This window comes from Anabaenopsis tanganyikae CS-531 (assembly GCF_029891675.1).
Taxonomy (GTDB): Bacteria; Cyanobacteriota; Cyanobacteriia; order Cyanobacteriales; family Nostocaceae; genus Anabaenopsis; species Anabaenopsis arnoldii.
Map to the genome: position 1 here is coordinate 1 of NZ_JANQDF010000182.1, position 25,472 is coordinate 25,472.

The 25,472-nt window shown below is 42.5% G+C and carries 23 protein-coding genes; 5 read left to right on the top strand and 18 right to left on the bottom strand.

Features of this window, described 5'->3' with window-relative positions:
* On the top strand, positions 1 to 127 hold a 127-nt coding region (locus NWP22_RS18400), incomplete at its 5' end, for a DUF4351 domain-containing protein (protein ID WP_425332626.1).
* A 235-nt stretch (positions 128 to 362) separates the two neighbouring features.
* Here the strand turns inward: NWP22_RS18400 and NWP22_RS17660 are convergent.
* The 3 genes from NWP22_RS17660 to NWP22_RS17670 all read right to left on the bottom strand — a co-directional run bounded on the left by NWP22_RS17660 (position 363) and on the right by NWP22_RS17670 (position 6,195).
* Positions 363 to 3,884: a helicase-related protein gene (locus tag NWP22_RS17660; protein WP_280802178.1), complete on the bottom strand. Its 3,522-nt coding sequence runs from the start codon at positions 3,882 to 3,884 to the stop codon at positions 363 to 365.
* A 56-nt stretch (positions 3,885 to 3,940) separates the two neighbouring features.
* Positions 3,941 to 4,915 carry a GTPase Era gene (era, locus tag NWP22_RS17665; RefSeq protein ID WP_271731282.1) on the bottom strand — a complete coding sequence of 325 codons (975 nt, stop codon included), beginning with the start codon at positions 4,913 to 4,915 and terminating at the stop codon, positions 3,941 to 3,943.
* A gap of 83 nt (positions 4,916 to 4,998) precedes the next feature.
* A complete protein-coding gene (locus tag NWP22_RS17670) occupies positions 4,999 to 6,195 on the bottom strand; it encodes an RNA-guided endonuclease InsQ/TnpB family protein (RefSeq protein WP_271731283.1) in 1,197 nt (398 codons plus the stop codon).
* Between the two features lie 628 nt (positions 6,196 to 6,823).
* On the opposite strand from NWP22_RS17670, the gene NWP22_RS17675 reads away from it, so the two are divergent.
* The gene (locus tag NWP22_RS17675) at positions 6,824 to 8,239 is read left to right on the top strand and encodes a carotenoid oxygenase family protein (RefSeq protein WP_280802179.1); all 1,416 of its coding nucleotides are present in this window, start codon (positions 6,824 to 6,826) and stop codon (positions 8,237 to 8,239) included.
* Between the two features lie 12 nt (positions 8,240 to 8,251).
* On the opposite strand, the gene NWP22_RS17680 is transcribed toward NWP22_RS17675, so the two are convergent.
* The 7 genes from NWP22_RS17680 to NWP22_RS17710 all read right to left on the bottom strand — a co-directional run bounded on the left by NWP22_RS17680 (position 8,252) and on the right by NWP22_RS17710 (position 15,779).
* Positions 8,252 to 9,367 carry an LptF/LptG family permease gene (locus tag NWP22_RS17680; RefSeq protein ID WP_271731285.1) on the bottom strand — a complete coding sequence of 372 codons (1,116 nt, stop codon included), beginning with the start codon at positions 9,365 to 9,367 and terminating at the stop codon, positions 8,252 to 8,254.
* Positions 9,368 to 9,468: 101 nt separating this feature from the next.
* Complete coding sequence (lptB, locus tag NWP22_RS17685; protein ID WP_280802180.1) at positions 9,469 to 10,197, bottom strand: LPS export ABC transporter ATP-binding protein; 729 nt, start codon at positions 10,195 to 10,197, stop codon at positions 9,469 to 9,471.
* A 36-nt stretch (positions 10,198 to 10,233) separates the two neighbouring features.
* A complete protein-coding gene (locus NWP22_RS17690) occupies positions 10,234 to 10,689 on the bottom strand; it encodes an LptA/OstA family protein (RefSeq protein ID WP_425332625.1) in 456 nt (151 codons plus the stop codon).
* A gap of 263 nt (positions 10,690 to 10,952) precedes the next feature.
* Entirely contained in the window at positions 10,953 to 11,339 is a 387-nt protein-coding gene (locus NWP22_RS17695; RefSeq protein WP_280802181.1) for a DUF309 domain-containing protein, read from the bottom strand.
* Entirely contained in the window at positions 11,336 to 11,701 is a 366-nt protein-coding gene (locus NWP22_RS17700; protein WP_271731289.1) for a ferredoxin thioredoxin reductase catalytic beta subunit, read from the bottom strand. Before NWP22_RS17700 ends, NWP22_RS17695 begins: the two co-directional genes overlap by 4 nt.
* Before the next feature lie 72 nt (positions 11,702 to 11,773).
* Positions 11,774 to 13,867, bottom strand: coding sequence for a hybrid sensor histidine kinase/response regulator (locus NWP22_RS17705; RefSeq protein WP_280802182.1), 2,094 nt, complete (start codon positions 13,865 to 13,867; stop codon positions 11,774 to 11,776).
* A gap of 10 nt (positions 13,868 to 13,877) precedes the next feature.
* Positions 13,878 to 15,779, bottom strand: a complete 1,902-nt coding sequence (locus tag NWP22_RS17710; RefSeq protein ID WP_280802183.1) for a CheR family methyltransferase — start codon at positions 15,777 to 15,779, stop codon at positions 13,878 to 13,880.
* A 567-nt stretch (positions 15,780 to 16,346) separates the two neighbouring features.
* Here NWP22_RS17710 and NWP22_RS17715 point away from each other — a divergent pair.
* Entirely contained in the window at positions 16,347 to 16,568 is a 222-nt protein-coding gene (locus NWP22_RS17715; protein WP_271731292.1) for a DUF4327 family protein, read from the top strand.
* A gap of 278 nt (positions 16,569 to 16,846) precedes the next feature.
* Here NWP22_RS17715 and NWP22_RS17720 read toward each other — a convergent pair whose 3' ends face one another.
* The 7 genes from NWP22_RS17720 to NWP22_RS17750 all read right to left on the bottom strand — a co-directional run bounded on the left by NWP22_RS17720 (position 16,847) and on the right by NWP22_RS17750 (position 21,076).
* Positions 16,847 to 17,269 (bottom strand): type II toxin-antitoxin system VapC family toxin, encoded by a 423-nt coding sequence (locus NWP22_RS17720; protein ID WP_271731293.1) that lies wholly within the window; start codon positions 17,267 to 17,269, stop codon positions 16,847 to 16,849.
* Entirely contained in the window at positions 17,262 to 17,528 is a 267-nt protein-coding gene (locus NWP22_RS17725; RefSeq protein ID WP_271731294.1) for a hypothetical protein, read from the bottom strand. Before NWP22_RS17725 ends, NWP22_RS17720 begins: the two co-directional genes overlap by 8 nt.
* Positions 17,529 to 18,035: 507 nt before the next feature.
* Positions 18,036 to 18,248 (bottom strand): hypothetical protein, encoded by a 213-nt coding sequence (locus NWP22_RS17730; protein ID WP_271731295.1) that lies wholly within the window; start codon positions 18,246 to 18,248, stop codon positions 18,036 to 18,038.
* 446 nt (positions 18,249 to 18,694) lie between these two features.
* Positions 18,695 to 19,033, bottom strand: coding sequence for a P-II family nitrogen regulator (locus NWP22_RS17735; RefSeq protein WP_271731296.1), 339 nt, complete (start codon positions 19,031 to 19,033; stop codon positions 18,695 to 18,697).
* Between the two features lie 165 nt (positions 19,034 to 19,198).
* Positions 19,199 to 19,741 (bottom strand): hypothetical protein, encoded by a 543-nt coding sequence (locus NWP22_RS17740; RefSeq protein ID WP_271731297.1) that lies wholly within the window; start codon positions 19,739 to 19,741, stop codon positions 19,199 to 19,201.
* A gap of 24 nt (positions 19,742 to 19,765) precedes the next feature.
* A complete protein-coding gene (gene thiD / locus NWP22_RS17745; protein WP_280802184.1) occupies positions 19,766 to 20,614 on the bottom strand; it encodes a bifunctional hydroxymethylpyrimidine kinase/phosphomethylpyrimidine kinase in 849 nt (282 codons plus the stop codon).
* Positions 20,615 to 20,644: 30 nt separating this feature from the next.
* On the bottom strand, positions 20,645 to 21,076 hold the full coding sequence (locus tag NWP22_RS17750; protein ID WP_271731300.1) for a hypothetical protein: 432 nt from the start codon (positions 21,074 to 21,076) through the stop codon (positions 20,645 to 20,647).
* A gap of 105 nt (positions 21,077 to 21,181) precedes the next feature.
* Between NWP22_RS17750 and NWP22_RS17755 the strand changes: the two genes are divergently transcribed.
* Together NWP22_RS17755 and NWP22_RS17760 are read left to right on the top strand one after the other, a co-directional pair.
* Positions 21,182 to 23,026 carry a S8 family peptidase gene (locus NWP22_RS17755; RefSeq protein ID WP_271731301.1) on the top strand — a complete coding sequence of 615 codons (1,845 nt, stop codon included), beginning with the start codon at positions 21,182 to 21,184 and terminating at the stop codon, positions 23,024 to 23,026.
* Between the two features lie 67 nt (positions 23,027 to 23,093).
* Positions 23,094 to 23,336 (top strand): DUF5818 domain-containing protein, encoded by a 243-nt coding sequence (locus tag NWP22_RS17760; protein ID WP_271731302.1) that lies wholly within the window; start codon positions 23,094 to 23,096, stop codon positions 23,334 to 23,336.
* On the opposite strand, the gene NWP22_RS17765 is transcribed toward NWP22_RS17760, so the two are convergent.
* Positions 23,301 to 23,621, bottom strand: a complete 321-nt coding sequence (locus NWP22_RS17765) for a thioredoxin family protein (protein WP_271731325.1) — start codon at positions 23,619 to 23,621, stop codon at positions 23,301 to 23,303. The genes NWP22_RS17760 and NWP22_RS17765 overlap by 36 nt on opposite strands.
* Positions 23,622 to 25,472: the final 1,851 nt, after the last annotated feature.

Below are 25,472 nucleotides of genomic sequence, written 5' to 3' on the forward strand. Positions count from 1 at the left end.
GGAAGCATCCTTAGTAGAAGCAATTTATACGTTGGATTTTGACGGGTTAGATTTACTGGGTGAGGCGCTGTTAGATTTTTCCTGTGTTGCTGATTTGCAGCAGTGGTTAGAAAGTCAATCGCAGTAATAGGGAACAGGGAATTACGGCACATTTTATCTGAGTGAGGTATTGAGGGGCGGGCAGGATGTCCACCCCACAAGATTTATGATGTTAAGGTGTGTATTTTATTTATTTGAGTAGGATCGAAACCGAAATCAATAAGTTCTCTGGGGGAGGTTGAAGGAATATAAGGGGGTGTTGGGGGGTGCGTGGTTTCGACTTCGCTCAACCACCGAAATCAATAAGTTCTCTGGGGAGGTTGTCAGGTTTTGGGTAAATTTCCCCGTTCCCACAATTTCTGCCAATTGTAGTTAACGCTGGTAACGTCAAAATCTGGCTCCTTTTCAAAGGGTTGCTGTATATAGCGTAGGATGCAGTCATGATGGCTGGGGGTGGTAATTTCTGGGGATAATGGTACTTGCACTAGTGCTAAAATAAAACCTTCGGGCTTATTCAGGGCGGTGAGAATTTCATTTTTAGTGACTGTAACTGTGTCTGCTCCCATTATGCGCCCTTTAACTTCAATCAACCGCAGCTTTCCTGTACCGGGGATGCGCGATTCTATATCATAGCCACAATTGTCGGCGCTGACATCTTTTGGTTCATAGCCTAATTGGCGTTCTGTATTAATTACTACTTGCATTGCTAGTGTTTCTACTCGCTTTTTTTCTTGGGCGGAGGTGTGGGGATTGGGTTTTTGCTGACCTTGTAGCCGTTGGAGTAATCCCAGGGAGACAATTAAGGACCCACCAATTACTACTGGTGGTAGGGGAGAAAGGCGGCGCTCTTGTTGCAAGTCTTCCATGCGCTTTTGTAACCGCGCTTGGAGTTCATCGGCTCTGCTTCTGGCTTTGGCTGAGTTAATTTTGGCGTTGATTTTCCCGGCGATTTCTTGCTGTTGTAAATCTGCGGCGCGATGGTCCCAATAATTAATTTCTTTAATTAGTCGCTCTTTGACTGCGGCCATGGTTTTGTTTATGAGTTCTTCTTTGTGTTTTTTGACTTCTTGGAGGTGTTGAGGGACGATGTGAGCGATCGCATAGGCTGTTGCTTGTGCTTGAATATGATTAAGTAACCATGACTGTTGTAAGATTGGTTCTATCAATGCTTGGTCAGGGTGACTGACTGGCTGATAATTTAAATAAGGAGCATAGCCTGCATTATAAATTTCTCCAGATGCTAGAATTTCCACATACTGCATTCTGCGGGACACCACCCGACGATTACCAGCAGGATCTGTGCGAGCATCTTGGATTGAATGTTCTAAATAAACTAGAGCTTTAATTTGTTCGCTGGGGTCGTTAACATCTAATAAGATACTACCTTGCTTGAGAACATCCCGATGGCGTTCTAAGATCAAATCAATCACTGCATCTAATAGGGGATGACCGGGATAGACTAAGGCCGCCAAGGGCTTACCTGCGATGCTAATTAATTGTTTATCAAAACAAATGCGCTCATAGCGGGTCAAAATTGCATCTCGTGTCCCCACTACTCGTCCCCGGTTACAAATGACGGCGGGGACATGGGTAATTTCGTAGCGTTGGGGTTCTCGTTCCCTAATAGTCCCCCCTAACTTCTGAAAAGCGGCTATGAAAAAGGAAGCTACAAAGTGGGGTTGTAATTTTCTGGCGTCGGCTCGTTCCATATCTTGGCGAATTTGCCGCACTCTAGAGATGTCCATTGTATCGCGCGCCAAGGCTTTTTCTTCTAGGAGTTTTTGCAACCGTTTAGGGTCGAGACATCCCGTCACAACTTCATTTAACCGGGCTTTAATTTCTGGGGATTCACCGTAGCGAATGGCTTCTATGAGTAATTGTCGCAGCTGGACACCATCAATAGCTGTCCCTAAAACATCAAATACTTTACCCCCCAGAGCTTTTTGTTCATTTTCTAGCTTTTTGAGCAGTGCTAAATAAACATCACCTTCTCTGGTTTCTTTGGCGACTAAGTTCCACAAATGACACACTTCGGTCTGTCCGATGCGGTGGATGCGCCCAAAACGTTGTTCTAAACGGTTGGGGTTCCAAGGTAGGTCATAATTTACCATGAGGTGCGCCCGTTGTAAGTTAATACCTTCTCCGGCGGCATCGGTAGCAATAAGCACTTGGACATCTGGGTCTTGGGTAAAAGCTTCTTGGGATTTGCGGCGTTCTTCGCGCCCCATACGGCCTTGAATTGTAGCGACTGAGTTGGGGTTGCCTAAAAGGTTACTAATTTGCTTGTGTAAGTAATTTAAGGTATCGCGATGTTCTGTAAATATTACCAGTTTGCGGCGATAGCCACGAGCGTCAAAGAGTTCGGCTTGATTTTGTAGAATTTGAGAAAGTTCTTCCCATTTTCTATCTCTACCACTGCGACGCACTGCTAAAGCCAACTGCTCTAATTTTTGTAATTGGGAAATTTCCACTTTCAATTCCGTGATAGTCCGCGCTGCTGATGCTTGGTCAACAACTTCTTGTTCTATGGCTTCGCGTTCATCGCTGGGGGTATCTTCTTCAAATTCGTTGACATCTTCAATGATTCTACTGGATAACTCTAGGGCATCGAGTCCGCGCTTGGATATTTCTTCCTCTCGCAGGCGTTTTTGTAGTCTTTCCCGTCGCCGTCGCAGTGACTGATAAATTGCTTCTGGGGAGGATGCTAAACGCCGTTGTAAAATAGTCAAGGCAAAGCCTACGGTTCCTTTACGTCCTTGATTATCTAAGGCGTCGGCGCGGTTAAATTCTTCGCGCACATATTCTGTAACTTGCTTGTATAAAACTGCTTCCTGGCTGGAGAGCTGGTAATCAACTGTATGAGCTTTGCGTTCTGGAAACAAGGGAGTACCGTCAAATTTTAACAAATCTTCTTTAACTAGCCGCCGCATGAGGTCGGAGGTGTCGCACACATGAACGCCATCGCGAAATTTCCCCTCAAAACGGTCTCCATCTAAGAGGGCCATAAATAACTGATAGTCTTCTTCTTTCCCGTTGTGGGGTGTAGCGGTCATTAATAAAAAATGACGGGTAATACTAGACAGGAGTTTACCTAGTTTGTAGCGTTTGGTTTCTCTGACATCTCCGCCAAAAAAAGAAGCCGACATTTTATGGGCTTCGTCACAGATAATTAAATCCCAGTCGGTTTGTGTTAATTTGGCTTGGAGGTCATGACTACGGCTTAATTTATCTAACCGTGCTATGACTAGGGGTATTTCTGCGAGGGCGTTACCGCTGCGAGATGCTTCGATGCGGTCATTGGTGAGAATTTCAAAGTCGAGATGAAATTTCTGGTATAATTCATCTTGCCACTGGGCTGCTAGACTACCAGGACATACTACTAAGCAACGCCGCAGGTCACCGCGCAAATGCAGTTCGGCCATGAGTAAACCCGCCATGATGGTTTTACCTGCTCCGGGGTCATCAGCTAGTAAAAAACGTAACGGCTGCCTGGTGAGCATTTCTCCGTATACGGCGGTAATTTGGTGGGGGAGGGGTTCTACTAATGATGTGTGTACGGCGAGGAGGGGGTCAAACAGATGTGCTAGGCGAATACGATGGGCTTCTGATACTAGCCGCAATAGGCGACCTTCGGCGTTGAAACTCCAGGGGCGCTCTTGAGTAACGATTTCTAATGTATCCTCGTTATGGCGATATAGCAATTCTTGACCGAGGCGACCGCTTGGGTCTTTGTAGGTTAATTCAACCACATCGCTACCAAACCATTTGACATCGACGACTGTGACTACCTGGTTAGGTAAAATCCCTTTAACTGCGCTGGCTTTGGTTAGTTCTTCTAGTCGCATTTAGCATACAGACTTTTTATACTCAAGTGGGCAATATGCCCACATTACAAGGTTATCTATTCTTCTACTCTGTAGCCTAACTCTGCTAAACTCATCCGTGATTGTCGCCATTTTGGCTCTACTTTCACGAATAACTCTAGATAAACTTTACCATCAATCAGCTTTTGAATTTGTTGGCGAGCCTCGCTACCAATGGCTTTGAGCATTGAGCCGCTTTTGCCAATTAGGATACCTTTTTGAGAAGTTCTCTCAACGTGGATGGTAGCTAGTACACGGGTAATACTGGGTGTTTCTTCTACTAAATCAATGGCGATCGCTACTGAGTGAGGAATTTCTTCCCGGGTTAACAGTAAAATTTGTTCCCGAATTAATTCCCCCATGATAAAACGTTCTGGCTGGTCTGTCACCAAGTCCGGGGGATAATAAAATGGTCCGGTCTCTAAATTTTCAATTAATAACTGTTGCAGTTCTGGTAGTCCGGCGCTGGTCTGGGCGGAAAATTTAACTACAGGCCATTGTTGACCTGCGGCTAAAGCTTGATAAGTATCATCAATGCTCTGAGAATCTGGTGGTTGTTGGTCAATTTTATTTACCCCTATAATTACTGGTGTTTGGGTTTTTACCAGTAAATCAGCAATAAAGCGATCGCCTGCACCACAAGCTACTGACCCATCTACGACAAGCAAGACTACATCCACGGACTCAATGGCATTTTTAGCATTTCTCACCAGCACTTCCCCCAATTGATGATGGGGTTTATGAATTCCCGGTGTATCGACAAAAATTAACTGTGCGGCTGGGGTAGTTAAAATCCCTCGTAACCGATTACGTGTAGTTTGTGCTACAGGTGATGTAATCGCGATTTTTTGTCCTACTAATTGGTTCATCAAAGTAGATTTACCGACATTGGGGCGACCAATGATGCCAATAAACCCTGATTTAAATTCAGGAGGAGCCTGGGGGATAGATACTTCTCCTGAAACAGAGAAGAGGTTATAATCAGTACTAGTCACCTTTAGCTCCACCGTCATATATTAGAGATGCAATGAGCAACAAACATAATTGAACCGTTCGTGTTAAACTGAACAAATCTCCATCTGTTCAAAATGACACTTTATAAAGGCATAACCTTTATTGGTGTAACGGCGACACTCGCTATCCCATTTGCAAAAGCATTTGGGAATACTTTTCTTACAATATTAGCTGACCCATTGCAATCTGCATTTAGGAGGATTCCTTTAGCCGATTTGAATAGACCACGCTTTACTCTCTTACCAAGATAAGAGGAGTGTTTCTGTATAGGTTCTAGGTCTAAAGCACTGCATTTTGAGGTATAAGATTCTTCAGTTACTACAACTTTGATTCCTGCTAATTGACATTTATAAGTTAGTTGGTCAATTAATCTTGCATGGGGAATATGTGTAAATGACTGATTATTCTTTTTACCTATATTGATATTCTGTTTCCAGTTATCATTCTTACCAATAACTAACGTACCAATATCACAAGCCTTAAGTAGATTAACAATCGTTCTACTTGTATTGTGTAGATAATTGTCAACGTAGTTGTTTCTATAAGCAGTCATCAATTGAATCCGCTTACTAGTCTTGCGTTTATCACCTAATTGAGCTTGTAACTTAGCTTTGGTTTTGTTATAGAACTGGTTTACTGATTTAAGTGGTCGTCCATTAACCAACAAAGCTTTGAATCCTGGTTGATTTGAAGTTAACGCTACTAAGTTAGTTAAACCAAGGTCGATACCCGCTACATAATTGCTAGTACATTGTTCTTGTTCCTGTTTTTCATACACAATTTCAACTACATAACAGGTAGGGCGTGGTACTAATCGTACTTCTATGACGTTATCTACCTTGGTTGGAATCTTAATATCACTCATTGATAGGTGACAGATACCTTTCTTGAGTCCAGCTTTATATACTGACTCATGATAATAAATAACTGCATTGCGTCCTTTAGTCTTATCTTTGTAGCTTGGTATTCTAGGTTCTCCTAAGAACTTAGAAGGATTCTTCTTCCATTCTTTATGAGCCTCAAAATACCCAGTCCAAGTAGATACTAGTCGTTTGATAATTTGCTTACTGACTTTAGTAGGTAAAGCACGGTAGTCTACATAATCTTTAACTAAATGATAAAGGTCAGTGAGACTATATTTCTTACCAGTAGCAAAGAAGTGCTGACGACAAATGTAATTAGCTAGATTGTATAAATTTTTTGAGAGGAAAGATAGTTGATCAATCTCTTTCCAATGTTGGTGAGATTGTTTAATGATATGTCTTTCAACTAAAATCATTTTTTCTTCCTTCGTTTAATATTAGCATACCATAGGGAGATTTGTAAAGGGTTTACTAGAAATGTTCAGATATTTGCTTGACGGCTGAAACCCTGGCATGTTCAGGGACTGCCTTTATATAAGTTTAATCTATTTAAGTCTTAGAGGATGTTTGATAAGTTTTCAACAGGTAATTTTTATTTTAGGGAACAGGGAACACCGGAACACCGGAACAGGGAATGGGGAATGGGGAATGGGGAATGGGGAACCGAAACAATCAAATCCAGTCCCCTTTCCCTTATAAAGGGAAAGATGAGGGTGGGGTCAAACAATATTTAATACAGTAATCATGATTTGACAAACATCCTCTTAGCGTGAATTTGTTAATTTTCTGGTCTTGGGCGATCGCCTGTGAGCCAGAGTCAGATTATATCAAAAACGACAGTTATAGCATTTACCATGCTCGTGAGGTACAATTTTTTTTAGTTTGAGGGAACAGGGAATTGGGAATTGGGAATTGGTGTGTACTTCATGAGCCGGAAAAAGGCTTTATTTCCCAATTATACTAGAAAAATCTGCCGATATTGGGAGAAACAATCACAGCGATCGCTAATATGATCACTTCATCACTTGTTGAGACATAGACACCATGACAAGGACACTGAACCCGTATCTCAATTATAACTTTGCCCCGGTGCAAACAGAAATCACCACGCAGGCTTTAGAAGTCATAGGTGAGTTACCCGCCAATTTATCAGGGATGTTTGTCCGTAATGGACCCAATCCCCAGTGGTCACCCATTGGTCAGTATCACTGGTTTGATGGCGATGGAATGTTGCACGGTGTGAGAATTAGGGACGGTGAGGCCACATATTGTAATCGCTACGTGCGCACGAAAGGATGGGAAATAGAACACCAAGCGGGGAAAGCGCTCTGGTCTGGGTTATTAGAACCACCGCAGATGGATAATCCTCATGGTGCCTACAAAAACACTGCCAACACAGCCCTAGTGTGGCACGCGGGGCAAATGTTAGCACTTAACGAAGGGGGTGCGCCTCACGCCATCCAGTTACCAGATTTACAGACAATTGGTGAATACACGTATAATGGTAAGCTGGTTTCTGGCTTTACAGCCCATCCCAAGGTAGACCCAAAGACGGGTGAAATGATGTTTTTTGGTTACTCCTTCGCTCCACCATACTTGCAATATAGCATAGTTTCCGATACAGGGGAAATAGTGCGGACAGTGCCAATTGAGCTACCGATGGGGGTAATGATGCACGATTTTGCCATCACCGAGAACTATACAATTTTTATGGATTTACCCTTAACTTTCAGTGGGGAAAGAATGCAAAGGGGGGAACCGGGTTTGATGTTCGAGAGCCATAGACCCAGTCGCTTTGGTATTGTCCCCCGTTATGGGGATAACAGTAATATCCGCTGGTTTGAAAGTTCGCCCTGTTACATATTTCATACGCTTAACGCTTACGAAGATGAAGAGGAAATAGTACTCATAGCCTGTCGCATGAACTCGACCACAGTGTTAAAGGTTAATGATTCCCCAACGGACCGAGAAGCAGATATACCGCGTTTATATCGCTGGCGATTTGATCTGAGCAGCGGGAAAGTGCAAGAAGAAATGCTAGATGATGTCCCGGCGGAATTTCCCCGCATTAACGAAAACTTTTTAGGGCAACGAACCCAATACGGTTATGCTGGGAGAATGGACCAAAGGCCTCTCCCGCTATTTAATGGTATAATTAAATACGATTTTAATAATCAGAGATCTGAAACCCATGAATTTGGTTCGGGACGTTATGGCGGTGAAGCAGTATTTGCGCCGAGTGTTAATGCTACAAAGGAAGATGATGGCTGGTTAATTACTTTTGTTTACGATGAGACTTCACAAACTTCGGAACTAGTGATAGTCAACGCCCAAGATGTCACTGCGGGACCTAGAGCGCGGGTACTAATTCCCCAAAGGGTACCCTATGGTTTCCATGGTACTTGGGTTTCTGACGATAAGAGGTTGTTTTGGGGAACAGGGAATAGGGGAATAGGGTAAGTTGTCAATTTATTAACGTTCAGCTATGCGCATCAATAAAAATAAACCTATTCCTAAAAACAGGAAATTAGGTAGCCAAGCTCCTATAAAGGGTGAGAAAATACCAGCTTGTGCTACGGCACCGCTAATAAAGAAAATTAAATAATAAGTAAAAATTACGATTACGCTCACACCAAAACTTGTACCTTTTCCGCTGCGCTGGGGTCTGCTTCCCATAGCAGCACCTACCAAACCAAAAACTACACATACGAATGGTAGAGAAACTTTTTGGTGAATACGTACTTCAAGTTTGCGAATTTTCTGAGTGTCGCCAGCGATCCGTTCGATTTCTAACTGTTGTAAAGATTCAGCAAGATTCATTTCAGCATAATCTCGGCTTCTCTCGACTAGATTCAATGGTGTGCGGGGTAATTGCAGCTGTTGATGTTCAAACCGTAAAATATTACGATAGGAACGGTCAGGAGCGACTAAATAAATGGTACCATTATAAAAGTCCCAAACGTTTTCAGCAGTGTTCCACTGGGCAGATTCGGAGACGACAATTTTATTTAAACCTTCTCCAGTCCGGTCTATAATTGTTAAGCCCTTCATCTTCTGACCATCAAATTTGTCAGCATAAAATAAACGTGCCAGTCTCTTGTTTCTAGTACCATCTGGCTCTTCTGTCTCTTGGTATTCAGGATAAAAGATATTTGACTGCTGTAAGATGGGTTTGTCTGACTTGAGGGCTTTTTCCAGGGTAATAGTTGCTTGGTAATTGGCTGCGGGTGCTATTTGCTCATTAAAGACAAATGTCATCCCTGTGACTAGCATACTCAAGATCACAGCGGTGTACACCATGCGATAGACGCTGACCCCACACCCACGCAGAGCAATTAGTTCGCTCTCGCTGGAAAGACGACTATAAGTCATCAAAGTAGCCAGGAGTGTGGACATGGGGAAGGCTAAAACGATAAAATTGGGAAACTTTAATAAAAAAACCTGAATTGCAATATTGATTGGTAATCCAGATTCGACAATGCGCCGCACTAGCTCAAAGACAGCATCGATAGTGACACCCAAGGATGAAAATGCACCTACACCAAATAAAAAAGGTGCTACCAATTCTTTGGTCAGGTAGCGGTCCATGAGCGTCAAGGGTAAGAGGGAATTCAGTCTGTATAATAAATTGAGCTTTTTGAATCTCATAAAATAACTATAGGACTACCATTTTTTTTAACCGGCCTCCTTTAGAGTTGAAAGTTATCGCCCAAGTAGTATTGTCGTACTAGGGGATTATGATATAGTTCTTCTGGATGTCCAGAAGCAAGAATTTGTCCCTCGCGCATAATATAGGCGCGGTCTGTAATGGCTAGGGTTTCACGAACATTATGATCTGTAATTAAGATACCCATGCCGCGATCGCTCAATTGTGCGACAATGTGCTGAATTTCGGAAACGGCAATCGGGTCAACACCAGCAAATGGTTCATCCAAGAGTAAGAATTTCGGACCATCCCTACCTGCTGCTAAAGCCCTAGCTAATTCTGTCCGTCGTCGCTCCCCACCTGAGAGTTGAATTCCTTTGCTTTTAGCGACTTTTTCCAAGCGAAACTCCCGCAGTAAAGCCTGTATTCGTTTTGACCATTCCCATCGGGGGACATGAGTTTGCTCCAGTACCAAGAGAATATTATCCCGTACAGATAGCTGACGAAAAACACTTGGTTCTTGGGCTAAATAGCCGATGCCTAATTGTGCTCTTTTATGCATTGGCATTGCGGTTATTTCGGTACTATCAAGCCAGACTTTTCCCTGATTAGGTTTTTCTAGACCGGTAGCAATGTAAAAGGTCGTGGTTTTACCCGCACCATTGGGACCTAGTAACCCCACCACCTCACCCTGAGAAATGGAGAGGTTAACGTTATTGACAACACTGCGCTTACCATAAGATTTGTAAATATTCTCTAAGATAATTTTCACTATTCGCGCCCGTAGTGGTAATTTATCCTGATCAGATTAATTAGATTGGTTTCCCAGTTCAGAATCATTGACCATGTAGATGGACTGTACCTGACCCTGGGATTGAGGTAAAGCCACAAAACGCCCTTCATCAATCAGATAACTGACTTTCTCGGCCTGGATGCTATTGACTCCATTTTGGACAATATGGACGTTACCGCTCAAATCAATACGGCGTTCCCGGCTGAAAAATTGTGCTTGAGCAGATGTAGCCTTAATTTGGCGAGCAGGATACAACATTTGGACGTTACCGCGTGCGGTTGCTACTTGAGTATTGGCGTTATATTCTTGCATATCGGCGCTGATGGTCAGGCGACCATTTTGCTGAGATGTTTGTGCCGTTACAGTTTGCACATGGCTAGGAAATGTTACCACACCCAGGAGTGCAACTGGTAGCATCAAGGCTAATCCCAGGCGACGCATTTGTGATACTGGAAATTTGTAGCAGGACATAATACTGTAGCCATAAGTTTAGGATATCAGATTGTATATTAATTATCCCAATTTCTTGTTCCGAATATAAAATCTACATTTAAGATTTAGGCGCAAGTTGGGATAACTCCTGAAATATTGACGCTTGATCTAGTTTCTAGGTTTCACCCATATACACATTCGTCAAATTCCCTGAGAACACCGCCGCTACAACCGCCAGATTAACCTGGAAATGCAATATTTTGGCAACAACAGCCCCGTAGGCTAGGCTACGGGGTGAAATTTTAGTTGTGAACTAGGACAATTGTGGGACTGGGTAAAGCCTGAGGATCTGCCAAGGCATGAAAGTTATCTGCTCCCATTTGTTGTAATGTTGACAACAAAGCTGTACTTTGATTCAATAATTGATCTACATCAATACCCTGATAAACAGAGGGATAAGGTCGCAGTCGATTGCTGCCTTCTCCTAGTAAAATTACTGCACCTCGCCAGTTACTATTAGATAAATGATACTGTGAGACGGCAATTTGTAAAATACCTTGATAAAAGGTTTTTTCTGGTTCGCCGGCTTCTATCCACAAAGCCTCTAAAGTGTCATGACAGGCGTAAAACTGTCTGGAATTAAACTGCTCCACACCTTGCCAAAACTCTGGGGGGATCATGTCGCTCATCCCATGCTGGCTCGCACTTCTTTGATAGTTTCTAAACTAATTTTTTGTTGGTCGCCAGCAAACTCATTATCTGGGGTCAGAAACAGCATACAGTGACACTCTTTGCGTTCTCTCATGGGTACACAGGGACAGTTCCAATATGTGGCGCTAACTTCGGCTTCTTTGTCTTCATAGTGGCGACAGGGACACAAAGGGGCCCCTAACTCGTCTTTATGTTTTGCCAGTCCTTCAATCACCACTGCGGTTACAGAGGGTTCAGAACAGAAATATGTGCCGGTGCGTTTAGCGTACTGTTCGGAAAAGTGCCGCATGGCTTCCAGGCTTTTATCGGTGGATGTTGTGTTATTTTCTGATGAAATCATATGAACTGGCCACTCATAATTTAAATATTTGTTTGCATTGTACATCAGCGTCACTGGGCTATTACCCCAACTTCAGCGCTGCTGTTGCCAGGTTGGTGTTGTGGTACACACAAGGGCATGATGTATGACATTTAATAATTGCTCCGCAGTAAAGGGTTTTGCTAAAAATCCCTGAATCCCTGTGAGAGTAGTTCGTGCTAAAGCCTCAGCAGCAGCCAATTCACTCATAACAATAATTGGTACATCCGGGTTGATGATTTGCAAGGTGCGAATGACAGTTTCCCCTGTCATGGATGGGATCATTAGATCTATTAACACCAGTTTAACGTCCTGCTGGTGCTGGGTGTATAGGGCAAGGGCTTCAATCCCATTCTCGGCGATTAATACCCTGTAGTTATGAATATCTAATGTAGTTTTGGTAATTTGGGTAATTGCCGTCTCTTTATCTGCAACTAAAATTAATTCTCCTTTGCCTGTGGGCAGTTTACCCTGGTCTAGTCTGGGGGAAGTGTGACTTTCACTACTGGGGATGTAGATTTTAAACTTCCTCCCAACTCCTGATTGACTGGATACTTCCACAAAACCGCCTATGTCAGGATTTTTACTGCCGGTTTGGGTATGGCGAAATGGTGTGAAAATGTCATCGATGACTTGAGGATTAATATTTAGTGCGGTATGAGTAATTGTAATTACTAGGTAGTAACCCACCTGAGCGCCCATGTGCCGTTTCACATAGCTTTCGTCAATGAAGGTCTGGTTAGCGGAGATTCCCACCTTCACACCTTGAGGCGCTGCATCACAGGCATTTACTAGTAACTTAACTAATAGTTTATGTAGTTCGGTATGGTATGGCTGTAGGATTTCTATATCGGTAGGGATATCTGTATGAATATCAATGTCTATGGATTTGGGGAAGATGCGTTTGATTGTCTGCTCTACATCTTGGAGCAGATGTGATACTGACGGTATTGAGCTTTGAACTTGAAAGTTACTGGTAAATGACTGAATTTGCTGGACTAAATCCATCCCCCGTTTGCTATTGCTTTGCAATAATTTCAGCATTTGTAGGGAACTTTCACTTAACTCGGGATGTTTGAGGGGCAAAAGTTGCGCTACTGTGATCATGGGGGAGAATATATTTTGCAGATCATGGGCGATCGCCTGAGCCAGTGTACCGAGGGTTGACAATCTCTGGGTACGTGAAATTTCTGTTTCTAGTTGTTTTTTGTCGGTGATATCGGTATCCACACTCATGATAGATTTGGGTAACCTGGCGGCATCATACATGAGTGTCCAACGGCTATTAACGATGATTTTCTGACCCCTTCTGGTGACTTTCCGTAATTCCCCGCTCCATGATCCATGCTCTAAAACAGTGTTCAGCGCCCCTAGAAGTTCAGGAGAAGCTTCTGGTAATAAAATTTCCCAGGCGTTCCTGCCCATAACTTCCTCTGCCCGCCAGCCATAAATATTTACCGCGCCTTGATTCCAATATAAAATTTGGTTTTGCAAATCTCTGACTAGAATGGCATCTGTGGTAATATCAAGTAGTGTGGCTTGTTGGCGAATTTGTTCCTCTGCTTTGATCCGCTCACTAATATCCCTAAGTAGCCATCTCCAACCCTTGATTTTGCCCTGAGAATAATCTTTGGCTACCCCCAGGGTGAATTCAGCTGCAAAGTCAACTCTACCTTCTTGGTGAAATATCCGTAACTGTTCTGTGCGTTTCTCTGTTTGCTGGGGCAATTGTCCGATGATTTGGTAGAATTTGGGTAATTCTGTCTGATGTACAAATACAGCCAGGGGTTTGCCGATCAGGTAAGACTGGCGGACATTCAGTAAGTTGGCTGCAGCATAGTTAGCTTCTTGAATTACACCATTGACATCAGTAACTAAATATCCATCGGGGGCAAAATTAAATAAATCCTGGTAACACTGGCGCTCAACTTCTAAAAGGTGGCGAGTAGCAACTAATTCCCGGTTTTGCTGTGCGAGTTCTTCGGCTAATACTTCGAGCTCTTCCAAAGAAATTGTAGTTTCGCTGATGGCTTCTTGCAATAGTGCTGTTATGGGATCATTCTCCTGTCTTATTTGACTAGCACGCTGGGATAAATTTTCTAGTCGCTGATGCGCCCCGGTGATGGCTTCCTCTAGGTTTCTGGTCATTATGTTTGGATTACTTCTGTTGCTGTTGTCGTCTTTGAGCAATTGCTTCGTGAGAAATCATACTTTTAACTTGTTCTATATCTGTCATCATTAATACCACTCCTTCAATTTCTGTACTACATAGGGGGGTAATAGCCAAATAACATTCTATTGTTCTTCCCCGGCGATTGGTGGCATCTAAAATCATTTCTTGGAAGCTCTGCTTTGCAGATAAGGAATCGCGGATAGGCGATCGCAGTTGCTCGAGAGGTAGACCAATATCGAGACTAAATAAGGATTTTCCTAAAACTTCCTCTGTTCTTAAGCCCCACAAATGTTCTACCATGTAATTCCACAGTACGATGTTCAAGTTGCGATCAATGACTACGATTCCCATTTGTAGACTTTTGAGAATGCCAGTCAGGAATAGATTAGTACGGTTGAGTGCTGTGGTGCGATCGCTCAGTTCATGATTAATTGTTTGTAATTCTTCGTTGGTAGATTGGAGTTCTTCGTTCATGGTCTCCAATTCTTCGTTGGTAGATTGAAGTTCTTCGTTCATGGTTTCCAATTCTTCGTTGGTAGATTGGAGTTCTTCGTTAGTAGTTTCCAATTCTTCGTTGGTAGATTGGAGTTCTTCGTTAGCAGTCTCTAATTCCTGTCCAGAACGTTGCAAGGCTTCTTGAAGTTGAATAAAACGAGTCACATCATGAAAAGTGATACTCACACCTAGCAGGGACTTGTCAACATCTTCTAAAGGTATAATTGCTACATCTAAATATTGCTGTTCTCCATTGGGTAAATAGCGATGGACATTTGTTAAAGTAATATTACGGCGTTCGGTATAAGCCCGTTCAATGGGCGATCGCAATTCTATTGGTCTGTAGGAAAGTTCTAAATCCTGAAAAGGACGAGCTAAATCCTGGGGTGAAAGACCAAACACAATGCGAGCCTGGTGGTTACTTAGTACGAGTATTCCATTGATATCTACCACTATTTGGGCTACAGATGCGGAATCAAAAGCCATCTCTCGCAGTCGGATATGTCGAGATCCTCGGTAGCTAGATTCTGGCTCTAGTGTATTTGCCATCCCTAGCAAGCGATCGCGTATATTTGCTACTAATACTTTACTAAATATCCGATCTTTCAACTCTAGGGGATTGAATAAATTGGAGTGCACTAACAGCATCTCTGCTTTTCCCAAAAACAGATAACCCCCATCATTGAGAGCAAAATGAAACCGAGCCATAATCCGCGACTGAGTCTCAGAATTAAAATACATGAGTGTGTTGCGACATACCAGCATATCTAAGCGAGAAATGGGCGCATCTTGCAGCAAGTCGTGACGACCAAAAATTACTGAACGTCGCAAGTCCTGACGGAAAACATAGTTATTACCCGTACTCTCAAAATATTTTTCTTGCAGTCCCCATGGTATTAACTGGACATCCTTAGCCGAATACACAGCTTGACGGGCTTGATTCAAAGCTTCTTCATCTATGTCTGTAGCATAAATTTTTAGCCGTTGCCGACATTCCTCGATTCCCAAAAGTTCAGCCATGAGGATAGCCACAGTGTAAGCCTCCTCACCAGAAGCGCAACCCGCACTCCAAACCCGGATGGGATCAGAGTTATTTTTCCGGGCTACAATCTTCGGTAACACCTGTTTAGCTAAGTATTCCCAGGCGGAAATATCTCGAAAAAAGGCCGTGACGTTAATTAGGATTGTGTTAAACAGGTGATTGAATTCCTCTGGATCAACTTCTAAGTAGTCCAAGTATTCCCCAAAGGTTTCTATACTTAGATATTGCATGCGCTTATGTACCCGACGCATCAAAGTTGAACGCTTATAACCTGTAAAATCAAAGCCCCGGCTTTGTCTAAGATAAGTCAGTAGATTTTCAAACTCAGGGTTTTTTTCTGGAGCAGTCATAAATAGGGAATGAGGAATGAAGGACTAGGTGATCAGGGAAAAGTCGTTCTTCCCCCATCTGTAAGATTGCTTTCTTTGCCTAACACCCAATGCTGAATGCCCTATGTACTTTAACTTATTCCTCAAGGTACTAGGGCTGGTGATATCTCATCTCTAGGTAATGTGAACTACCTACACAGTACCGTTAGGTCAGTGTAGGCTTCCGGCTTGATTGACAGATAACCGTCTACCCTAGGGTTTCTTGGTACAAGGGGGAAACTAAAATCCCCTGGGGGGTGTCAAACTTTTTGAGGTCTGGGAGTCTCAACAAGAGTTTTCCAGGGGTCTACCTAAAGACTGATACCAATTCCTGCCTAGATATGCGATTCTGAGCAAGGTGTGGAGGTAAAAAGTTCCTCTACCTTGACCCAAAAGGGGAATTTATCTGTGTAACTGCTATCTACAGGAGACAAGATGGCTGTGGTGGGGTTGGTGTTTCTTGATCCTTGATAATTTTCCTATTTTTTTTGCTCAGTTGAAGATACACGCAGAAAACTTATTTCCTTCAAAAAAGAAAAAGAATGATTTATGGATACTGTTGTTAGATATGATATTGGAATGATTAGAGAGGAAGCACGCCAACTAGTCAAAAAGGGACTACTTGACCGCCAACAACCAATTTACTCCCTATGTAAGTATGTTCCTAATCGTGACTGGATATTGTTTGAGAAGGAGCTGGAAAGGCATGAATATCTACTCAGAGATAGAATTATTGACCTATTGAGTGATGAAACCTGGGAAGAAGATTAAACCGAATACTATTACATAGGGGCATTAAGGAAGATAGCCAAGAACTTCTCAGAGGATGTTTGTCAAGTCCCTCATGGTGTATCTAATATTTTTAGATCCCCCTAAATCCCCCTTGAGAAGGGGGACTTTGACTCTAGTTCCCCCCTTAGTAAGGGGGGTTAGGGGGGGTCAAGAAGTGTCTAAAATCACCTGATAAAACTTATCAAACATCCTCTAAAAGCGATCGACTATGATTCATTTCTTTGCAAATAATATAAGTTCAGTTTTACTATTCTCAATTAAGGTAAAAATATCCGCTCAAATGGTTGCTTGCGATAATGCCGATAAATATTAAAGTCTTTGTCTAGAGTTGCAATAGCAGAGATATTTAATCTTTCGGAAATAGCAATCAGCGATAAATCAGTAAAATCTCCTGGTAGATCCTGATAAATTGTGTTAAGTTCCTGGATTCTTTTATAATCGGATGGCAGGAAATGTTCACATATAAATACTTCCAGTGATAAAGCAGATAAAAATTCGTTCTGTACTTTTGTATTTGGGGCAAGTAACCACATCACTTCTGTAACACAGGCAATTGTTGTGATTAGTTGACTGGTACAGGTACTAAAAAAGTTAATAACTTTTTGGTGATAGTTGTCTTGACGATCATAGAAAGCAACAAGAATCCCAGTATCAATTAATATTAGGGGATAATTATTCATGAGTTCTTGTTTGATTTGTTGCTTGAATTATGTCAGAAATTGCTTTTTTGCGTACATCTCTATCTGACAAATCTCCTGATCCTTCTAGTAAAAATTTGGGATAACCACCCATTCTTTCTAATACTGTTTTAGCTGGAGTTTGATAATCGCTAACTGGTGTTTCTAAAGATGAGATAAATTGTAAAACAAGTGGAATTTGTTGCTCACTAAGGTTTGCGATCGCTTCCAGTAGTTTTTGGTGTGGACTGGTAGAGTACATAGAGTTTTATTGCTGTTGTCATAATTGCTAGTTTAGCAAATAAGAATAGAAAAGCGATCGCCCCTCACATCCCCAAAAGGCGATACCTTCGGTAAGCTACCGCTAACGCACTTCCCACATCTCCAAAGTTGATCACCCCTAACCCCCCTTTGTAAGGGGGAAGAGAGCGATTCCTTCGGTAAGCTACCGCTAACGCTCTTCCCACACCCCAAAAAGCGAACTAACAAGTTGGAGGGCGATCGCAATATGAGTTGAAAATATCAAATAACATGAGAGTAAGAGGATGTTTTAAAAGTGGGGGGCTGTTGTAAGAGGGTGTTTGAAAAGTCCCTCATGGTGTATCTAATTTAGATCCCCCTAAATCCCCCTTGAGAAGGGGGACTTTGACTCTAGTCCCCATTCGGTGTGTTCTCTGTTCCCTGTTCCCTGTTCCCTGTTCCCTGTTCCCTAAGATAAAAATTACCTGTGGAAAACTTATCAAACATCCTCTAAGAGTCCTTTTTCACATCAAGGCTGAGAAGAAATTTCATACATTCTATGACCATTGCGGTAGTTAATTTTCTCCACTAAACTACCTGCGGCAAAAGTCTTTTCTAATGAACTGGGATTTTCTAGATTAAATACTGGCATATCTTGCCAACAATGGGGGCAAAACCAAGCCAAACCCGGAGGGCGTATATGCCTTAACAGTAATCCGGAACAACAAGGACAGTAATTCATAATTTTCTCCAATTTCATTGTCAAGAAAATATTTATTTAGGAAATAAATTGCTCCTTCATGGCAGATTTCTATATATCAATTCTAATTAGGAATTATGATCGGGTCTTAATTCAACTTATATTCAGCAATATTTGAGAATATTTCGACTTAAAATTACACTATTCTTGACTAAACTTAATTTTAATTGCTGAGTGAATGACCAGTAGAGTTTTGGGAGGTGAGCGGGCATTTTGCCCGCTATAATAGTAGAAAATCAGGGATATGTTTTGATTTGACTCACATGATGTTACGGTGTAGGATGCCTGCTTGATTGACAGATACCCGTCTACCTTGCGGTTTCTTGGTCTGACTCCGCCTCGAGTCGGCAATAACGGCGTTCCCACTGCCATTGTTTGGCAATATCGGAACTCCTTGACTCAGGGTCATACTTCACACCACCCCATACTCAAACAGCTTCTGTATTCTTCTCGCCAGTACGAATACGTATAACGCCATCTACCGGAGAGATAAAAATCTTACCATCGCCGATTTCACCTGTACGGGCGGCGGCAATAATTTTATCGACAACCATATCAACCTGGTTATCCTCAATCACAATTTCTACTTTCAGTTTTTGCAGAAACTCAACAGTGTATTCAGAACCGCGATACCTTTCTGTTTGCCCCTTTTGCCTTCCAAAGCCCCGGACTTCAGAAACTGTCATACCCACAACGCCAGCATTAACTAAGGCAATTTTCACCTCGTCAAGCTTAAATGGGCGAATAATGGCTTCTACTTTTTTCATGATCTTCACTCCTAACTTCTAATAGGTTTGTTTATCTATCTAAGCAGATATAAGTCAACCACTTTTACCATTACCGCTAAATTTCAAAAATATGTAAAAATTGCAACTTTTTTTTAAACTGTGTACCCCCTACCTAGTTGTCACTCGGAGTTGTGGAAGTGTAAACTAGGGGTTTTGAGCTTCAAACACAAGAGGCACAATCAAATATGCTGCTCCAAATGCGGTGAGCATCAACAATACAATATTCATAGCTAACCACCAGCTACTCAATTGTTTGACTTTTTTCTCTATGGGGGGATAATGGTTGACTGGTTGCTCTTCTATATAAAATGTTGTTGGTATCTGGTGATTGATTTCTACAGGTGTGGATAACTCAGGGTGATGGCTGGTTTGGTTAGCCACGGGTGCTGGACTGCTTGCTTCACCAGTGGCACGAGTAGCTTGGGGATGACTCGGATTAAAACCAGTATTAACATAATTTTGCAGGTGCGAAAAGGACTGAACTACTTTGGTAATTTCTTGGCGTAGTAATTGATTTTCTCGCTCTAGTTGGTGATTTTGACTGGTGATGGTCTCTAATTTTACTTGTGTTAACTGTAATTCGGTTGCTAATTGCCGATATACATACAGTGGTACAGAGGTAGGGTAATTTTGAGATGTTGGCGGTTTTGCTGGATGTCCGTGCACTGAAGTTGGGGTTGTTTGCATAAATAAATAGGTGGGGATCAAAAATTAAGTTATAGATGGTAGAGATATGCTATCAAACTGTAACAGTGGGAAAAAATGTCCTACTGGTCCTTGACCTTTGCCGATATCTAAGGCATAAGTCAGGGCATTAGTAACATACTCCTTGGCCTGTTGTACGGATGTCCACAAATTATTACCCAGGGCTAGGTTAGCGGCGATCGCTGCTGATAGTGTACAACCGGTACCGTGGGTATTTTTTGTCTCTACTTGTTTTGTGGTCAAGGTTGCCAGTTTTTCCCCATCAAACCAGATATCAACACCACGACAGTTACCCGTCATTGCGCCTCCCTTGACTAAAACGGCTTTTACCCTGAGATTGCGGTGTATGACTTGAGCAGCCGCCCGCATATCATCTAAAGTATTGATGGGTAAACCACTTAATATCTGCGCTTCGTAGCGATTTGGTGTGACAATGGTAGCTTGAGGTAACAAGGTATGAGCCAGAGTCTGCACCGCATTATCATCAATGAGTTGCGCCCCTGTGCGTGATACCATAACCGGGTCAACTACTAAGTTATTAATTTGTAATGCTTCTACTGTCTGGGCTACAGCAGAGATGATTTCTTGGTTGAGTAGCATTCCGGTTTTTGCAGCTTGTACGCCAATATCACTGACCACTGCTTGAATTTGCTCTATGACCGCCTCGGTGGGTATAGTATCAACCCGCGCTACCCCTAGGGTATTTTGGGCTGTGACACAGGTAATGGCGCTGGTACCGTGGATACGGTGAAAAGCAAAAGTACGTAGGTCAGCTTGAATACCCGCACCGCCACCGCTATCTGAACCAGCAATGGTTAAAGCTATGGGTACTCTGTTAGTTATTTGAGTGTTCATGGAAAATTTGGGTAAAGATTCGGTGGGTTATTACTGATTTGGTTGTGTATTTAAATCTTCCCAGACTCCCTGTAAATACTTCACCCAATTTGCAGCTAGAGGGATTTCTGTAAATGGAATGCGTACTGACTGAGATTCAGACAAGATCAATTCTAACTGAATGACTCGACCTTTTTGGGGATAGTTTTCTAATTGTACTAGTTTGTCATCTACTAAAAGACGTATATCTTTAACATCCAGCAAAGAAAAAGTTTCTAAGTTAAGGGGACCTTGGGGACTGGGTTTACCCCAGGTGATATTGTTCTGCTTGAGACCGATAACTGCGTAGATATCATATTTGGATTTCTCAAATTGCTCGGACCAAAGGCGATATGATTCCACCTTCTGGTATTCCTTTGAGCCTTGCCAAGCTAACCAGAAAAACACAACTAGCAAGGGTAACCATAACAGACCACGTTCCATTGTTTAAACAGTCCTCAATCGTAAAAATTGTTCAAAGTGTACCAACCAGCTATGCAGATAAGTTATGGTAGTGAGCAAACTGGCAAAAAGCGGTGATCAGTTAATATGAAAAGACTTATATTATTATGCTTGTTTGTCATCGGGCTGGGGGGGGCTGTTTTCGGGTTCCTGAATTTTCAGGGTTTAGCAGCTAAAGGCGAATTTGAGACTATTGTGTTAGATTTTCGCCAAGATATCCCCTCGGAAGTATTAGAGCAGAACTTACAGGCGATCGCTCAAGAGTACAATGTCACGCCCCGATTGGACAATCAATTCTCAGGGTCGGATAATGTGTATATTATTGAAGGCGATCGCCAGCGACTAAGAAAGCTGAAAAAATCTCCCTTCGCCCAATTTACACAATTAATCGAGCCAAATTACATCTATAGAACGATTCCCTTACCACAGTCGGCAAAGTTTGACGGGATTTTACCATCTGTAGACGAGGTAAATCCTACATTAACAGGTCCGAATGACCAATATTACAGCAAACAGTGGAATCTACACAAGATCGGCATAGAAGGGGCATGGAGTCAAACCAAGGGGAGCGGCGTGACAGTAGCTGTAATTGACACTGGTATAACTCCTGTGCGTGACCTGGTAGATACGAAATTTGTTAAGGGTTATGATTTTGTGAGCGATCGCGAAGAAGCCACAGATGACAATGGACACGGTACTCACGTTGCTGGTACTATTGCCCAAACCACCAACAATAAATATGGTGTAGCCGGCATTGCCTACGAAGCCAATCTGATGCCATTAAAAGTACTTAGTGCCTATGGTGGCGGCACAGTGGCCGATATTGCCGAAGCAATTAAATTCGCTGCTGATAACGGTGCGGATGTCATTAATATGAGTTTAGGCGGTGGTGGTGAAAGCCAACTGATGAAACAAGCCATTGAGTACGCCCATAAAAAAGGTGTAACCATTGTAGCCGCTGCCGGCAACGAAAACCAGAATGGGGCAAGTTATCCCGCACGTTACCCCCACGTCATTGGCGTAGCCGCATTTGGTCCAGACGGAGAAAAAGCCCCCTATTCTAACTTTGGCGCTGGGGTAGATATTTCTGCCCCCGGTGGGAGTGAGGCCGGGACAATTCTCCAAGAAACCATTGACCCCGAAAACAACAACCAAGGGGTATTTTTAGGACTCCAGGGAACAAGCATGGCTTCCCCCCACGTTGCAGGTGTCGCCGCATTAATTAAAGCTTCTGGAGTCACAGCACCAGAGGAGGTGTTAAAAGTCCTCAAACAATCAGCAAGGGCGATCGAGGATGATAGCTTCAACTATTATGGCGCTGGACAACTGAATGCCGAAGCCGCAGTTAAACTAGCCTCCCAGGGACTTAGCTTCCCAGACTTCTTTAGGTGGTTACGAGACAACGGCTATCTCAATCCCGGTTTTTGGATTGATGGCGGTGCAGTAGCCCTAATACCAAAGCTGCTGATGGTCTTTGGTTCCTATCTCCTGGCTTGGTTTTTGCGAGTTTACTTCCCCTTCGCCTGGAGTTGGTCTTTATCCGGTGGCTTAATTGCTGGTAGTTCTGGTTTATTCTTCCTCAAAGGAATATATATCTTTGACCTCCCCCAATGGCCTTTCCGGCTCTTAGGTAGTTCCATTCCCGAACTAGGTAACACCCTACAAGGAACTAACCCCTTAAATCCCATCTTTGCTAGCGTTCTCATCCCCATAGTTTTAATAGCCTTATTCTTGGGACATCCTAGCTGGAAATGGTTCGCCATTGGTTCGAGTCTTGGCTACGCCGCCTTTTTAACAGTTAGCGCCATTTACGACCCAGGAGTTTGGGGCTTAGGAAGTAGCTATCTAGCGCGGACTTTCCTGGTTACCAACGCTTTACTTTGTTATGGACTAGCTCATTTAGCATTGAAAAGCGCTACTCAAACAGCATAATAGGACAATGGGGTATTTTTACCCCCGAACAAAACCCCACTCCCCACCCCTCTCCAATTTCTGAAACATGAGCATTACAGTTAAAGGTACTATTCAACGCCGAGATATTGGTACTGGCGCTTGGGCGTTAGTCACAGATGATGGTACGACTTATGAAATCCTCAAAAGTGCCGACAAAAACTTGCTGCAACCCGGACAAACAGTAACAGTTACAGGACAGGTGCGCGAAGACATCATGACCATAGCCATGATCGGTCCTGTCCTGGAGGTTAAATCATTTGAAGTCTATGGAATTGAGAACCTCTTGTAGACGACTTCTAAACTCACCTTTGGGATGACCCCCTTTAACTTCACCTATAATCTGAAATTCTGCCTCTGGAGAATCACAGATAATATAACTTGGCCATCCCATTTGTGATTTATCTGGATACTGAGACAACAAGACTTTTCTATACTTACGGTAACTAGCCGTATCTTGCATTTTCACATCGATAAACTGTAAACCTAGCTCTTCAGCTACCTTTTGGTCATAAAAAGACATTTTGTGGCAGATGCCACAATCTTCTGAAGAAAATTTAATAACAGCTAAATTCATGAGTCTGTGTGTCACTTTCTGTGCTAGATAAAATTCCGGCAATACAAAAATGCTCAACATCTTTGTATTGTTATTGGCGGCGGGACATTCGGTTAACTGTAAACAGAGATTCAGTTAATGTCATACCCGATACCTGTAGTTACCCTGCAGCCCACACTGTATGCTTGGACTACTGTGGGAGTATCTCACGGAGATTACCATATTTTAAATCTAGCTAAAAAAATCTAGATATTCAGCAGCGGTTATGATATGTTAGGAAAGGATAGAATAAATACATCTACCAGATGCACTTAAATCATCTCACAGAACAGGGGCAAAACTCTAGATTTTGAACTGAGATATTTAGCTTCAAGGCTGCTTCAAATCACCACGAACGTGATATGATGAGCATATTGGGTAAGTTAAGGTTAAAACCGACCGGGAGACTCTGGGAAAGTCTAAACCCAATACTCGAAGTGACTAGATTAAAAAAAATATAAATTAACCCAATCAGGGTAACTGGGTGAGTTATTAGGAACTTACTAGGAAATCACACAGTAAGACTACGGTTAAAGCATGACTTAGATTATTGTGAATATACCAGCTTTTAGCAGCGTATATCGTCAATGATTAAGTAATAACTTAACGAATCTGTTAATCAGTTAAGAAACTATAATACTTATAATAAGAATAAAAAACTATCCATAGTAGAACATTTTTAGAAATGTTGCGTTATAATACTTTCCTAAGCAACTACAAATGAGTTAAGCTGTCAGAAGAAGAGTTTTTTCATCAAGAATTCAATCAAGTCTTTACCTCCCACCGGAGTTAGTTATCAGGGTGTATCTACTAATTAAATGTTCTTAGTTTAGGTTCAGCCCTCCGGATAAATCTTGCCTGAGATTTGTTATTATTCTGTTCCGATAACAGAATACCCTAGTGGGGTGGCTGCCAGACAGGGGAGTGAGCTGTCAGTGTGTATCTATCAATAAACTTGTCTAGGAATAAATGTATGTTCCAGGTAAAATTGTCACAAATGGGAATGTTGGTCATACCCAACAAAAAAATCCCCCAGTGGTGGCAGTCTAGGGGAGTTAATTATCAGCACGCATTGATCAGTAATCTGTTTTGAGACTAAAGAGTTGAGTTTGTTCTCGACAAAATTATCATTAATGATATGATGGTTGCTGTCCGCAGAATAAAAAAATCCCCCAGTGAGTGTTACTCACCCAGGGGAATTAATTATCACGGTGTATCTACTAATTTAGTCTTCGTCGCACATCTACCATTTATCCGGAAAAATTTCTGTCAACTGTACAAAAAAATCCCCTAACCGGTGTTAGCCAATCAGGGCAGTTAGTTATCAGGGTGCATCTACTAATTTAATATCCGCGACACATCTACCTCTTTCCGGAGGGAAGCCCAAAAAAAATCCCCTAACCGGTGTTAGCCAATCAGGGGAGTTAGTTATCAGGGTGCATCTACTAATTTAATCTGCGGGACACATTTACCTTTTTCCGGAGAGAAGCATAAAAAAATCCCCTAACCGGTGTTAGCCAATCAGGGGAGTTAGTTATCAGGGTGCATCTACTAATTTAATCTGCGGGACACATTTACCTTTTTCCGGAGGAAAGCATAAAAAAATCCCCTAACCGGTGTTAGCCAATCAGGGGAGTTAGTTATCAGGGTGCATCTACTAATTTAATATCCGTGACACATCTGCCTCTTTCCGGAGAAAAGCATAAAAAAATCCCCTAACCGGTGTTAGCCAATCAGGGGAGTTAGTTATCAGGGTGCATCTACTAATTTAATATCCGTGACACATCTGCCTCTTTCCGGAGAAAAGCATAAAAAAATCCCCTAACCGGTGTT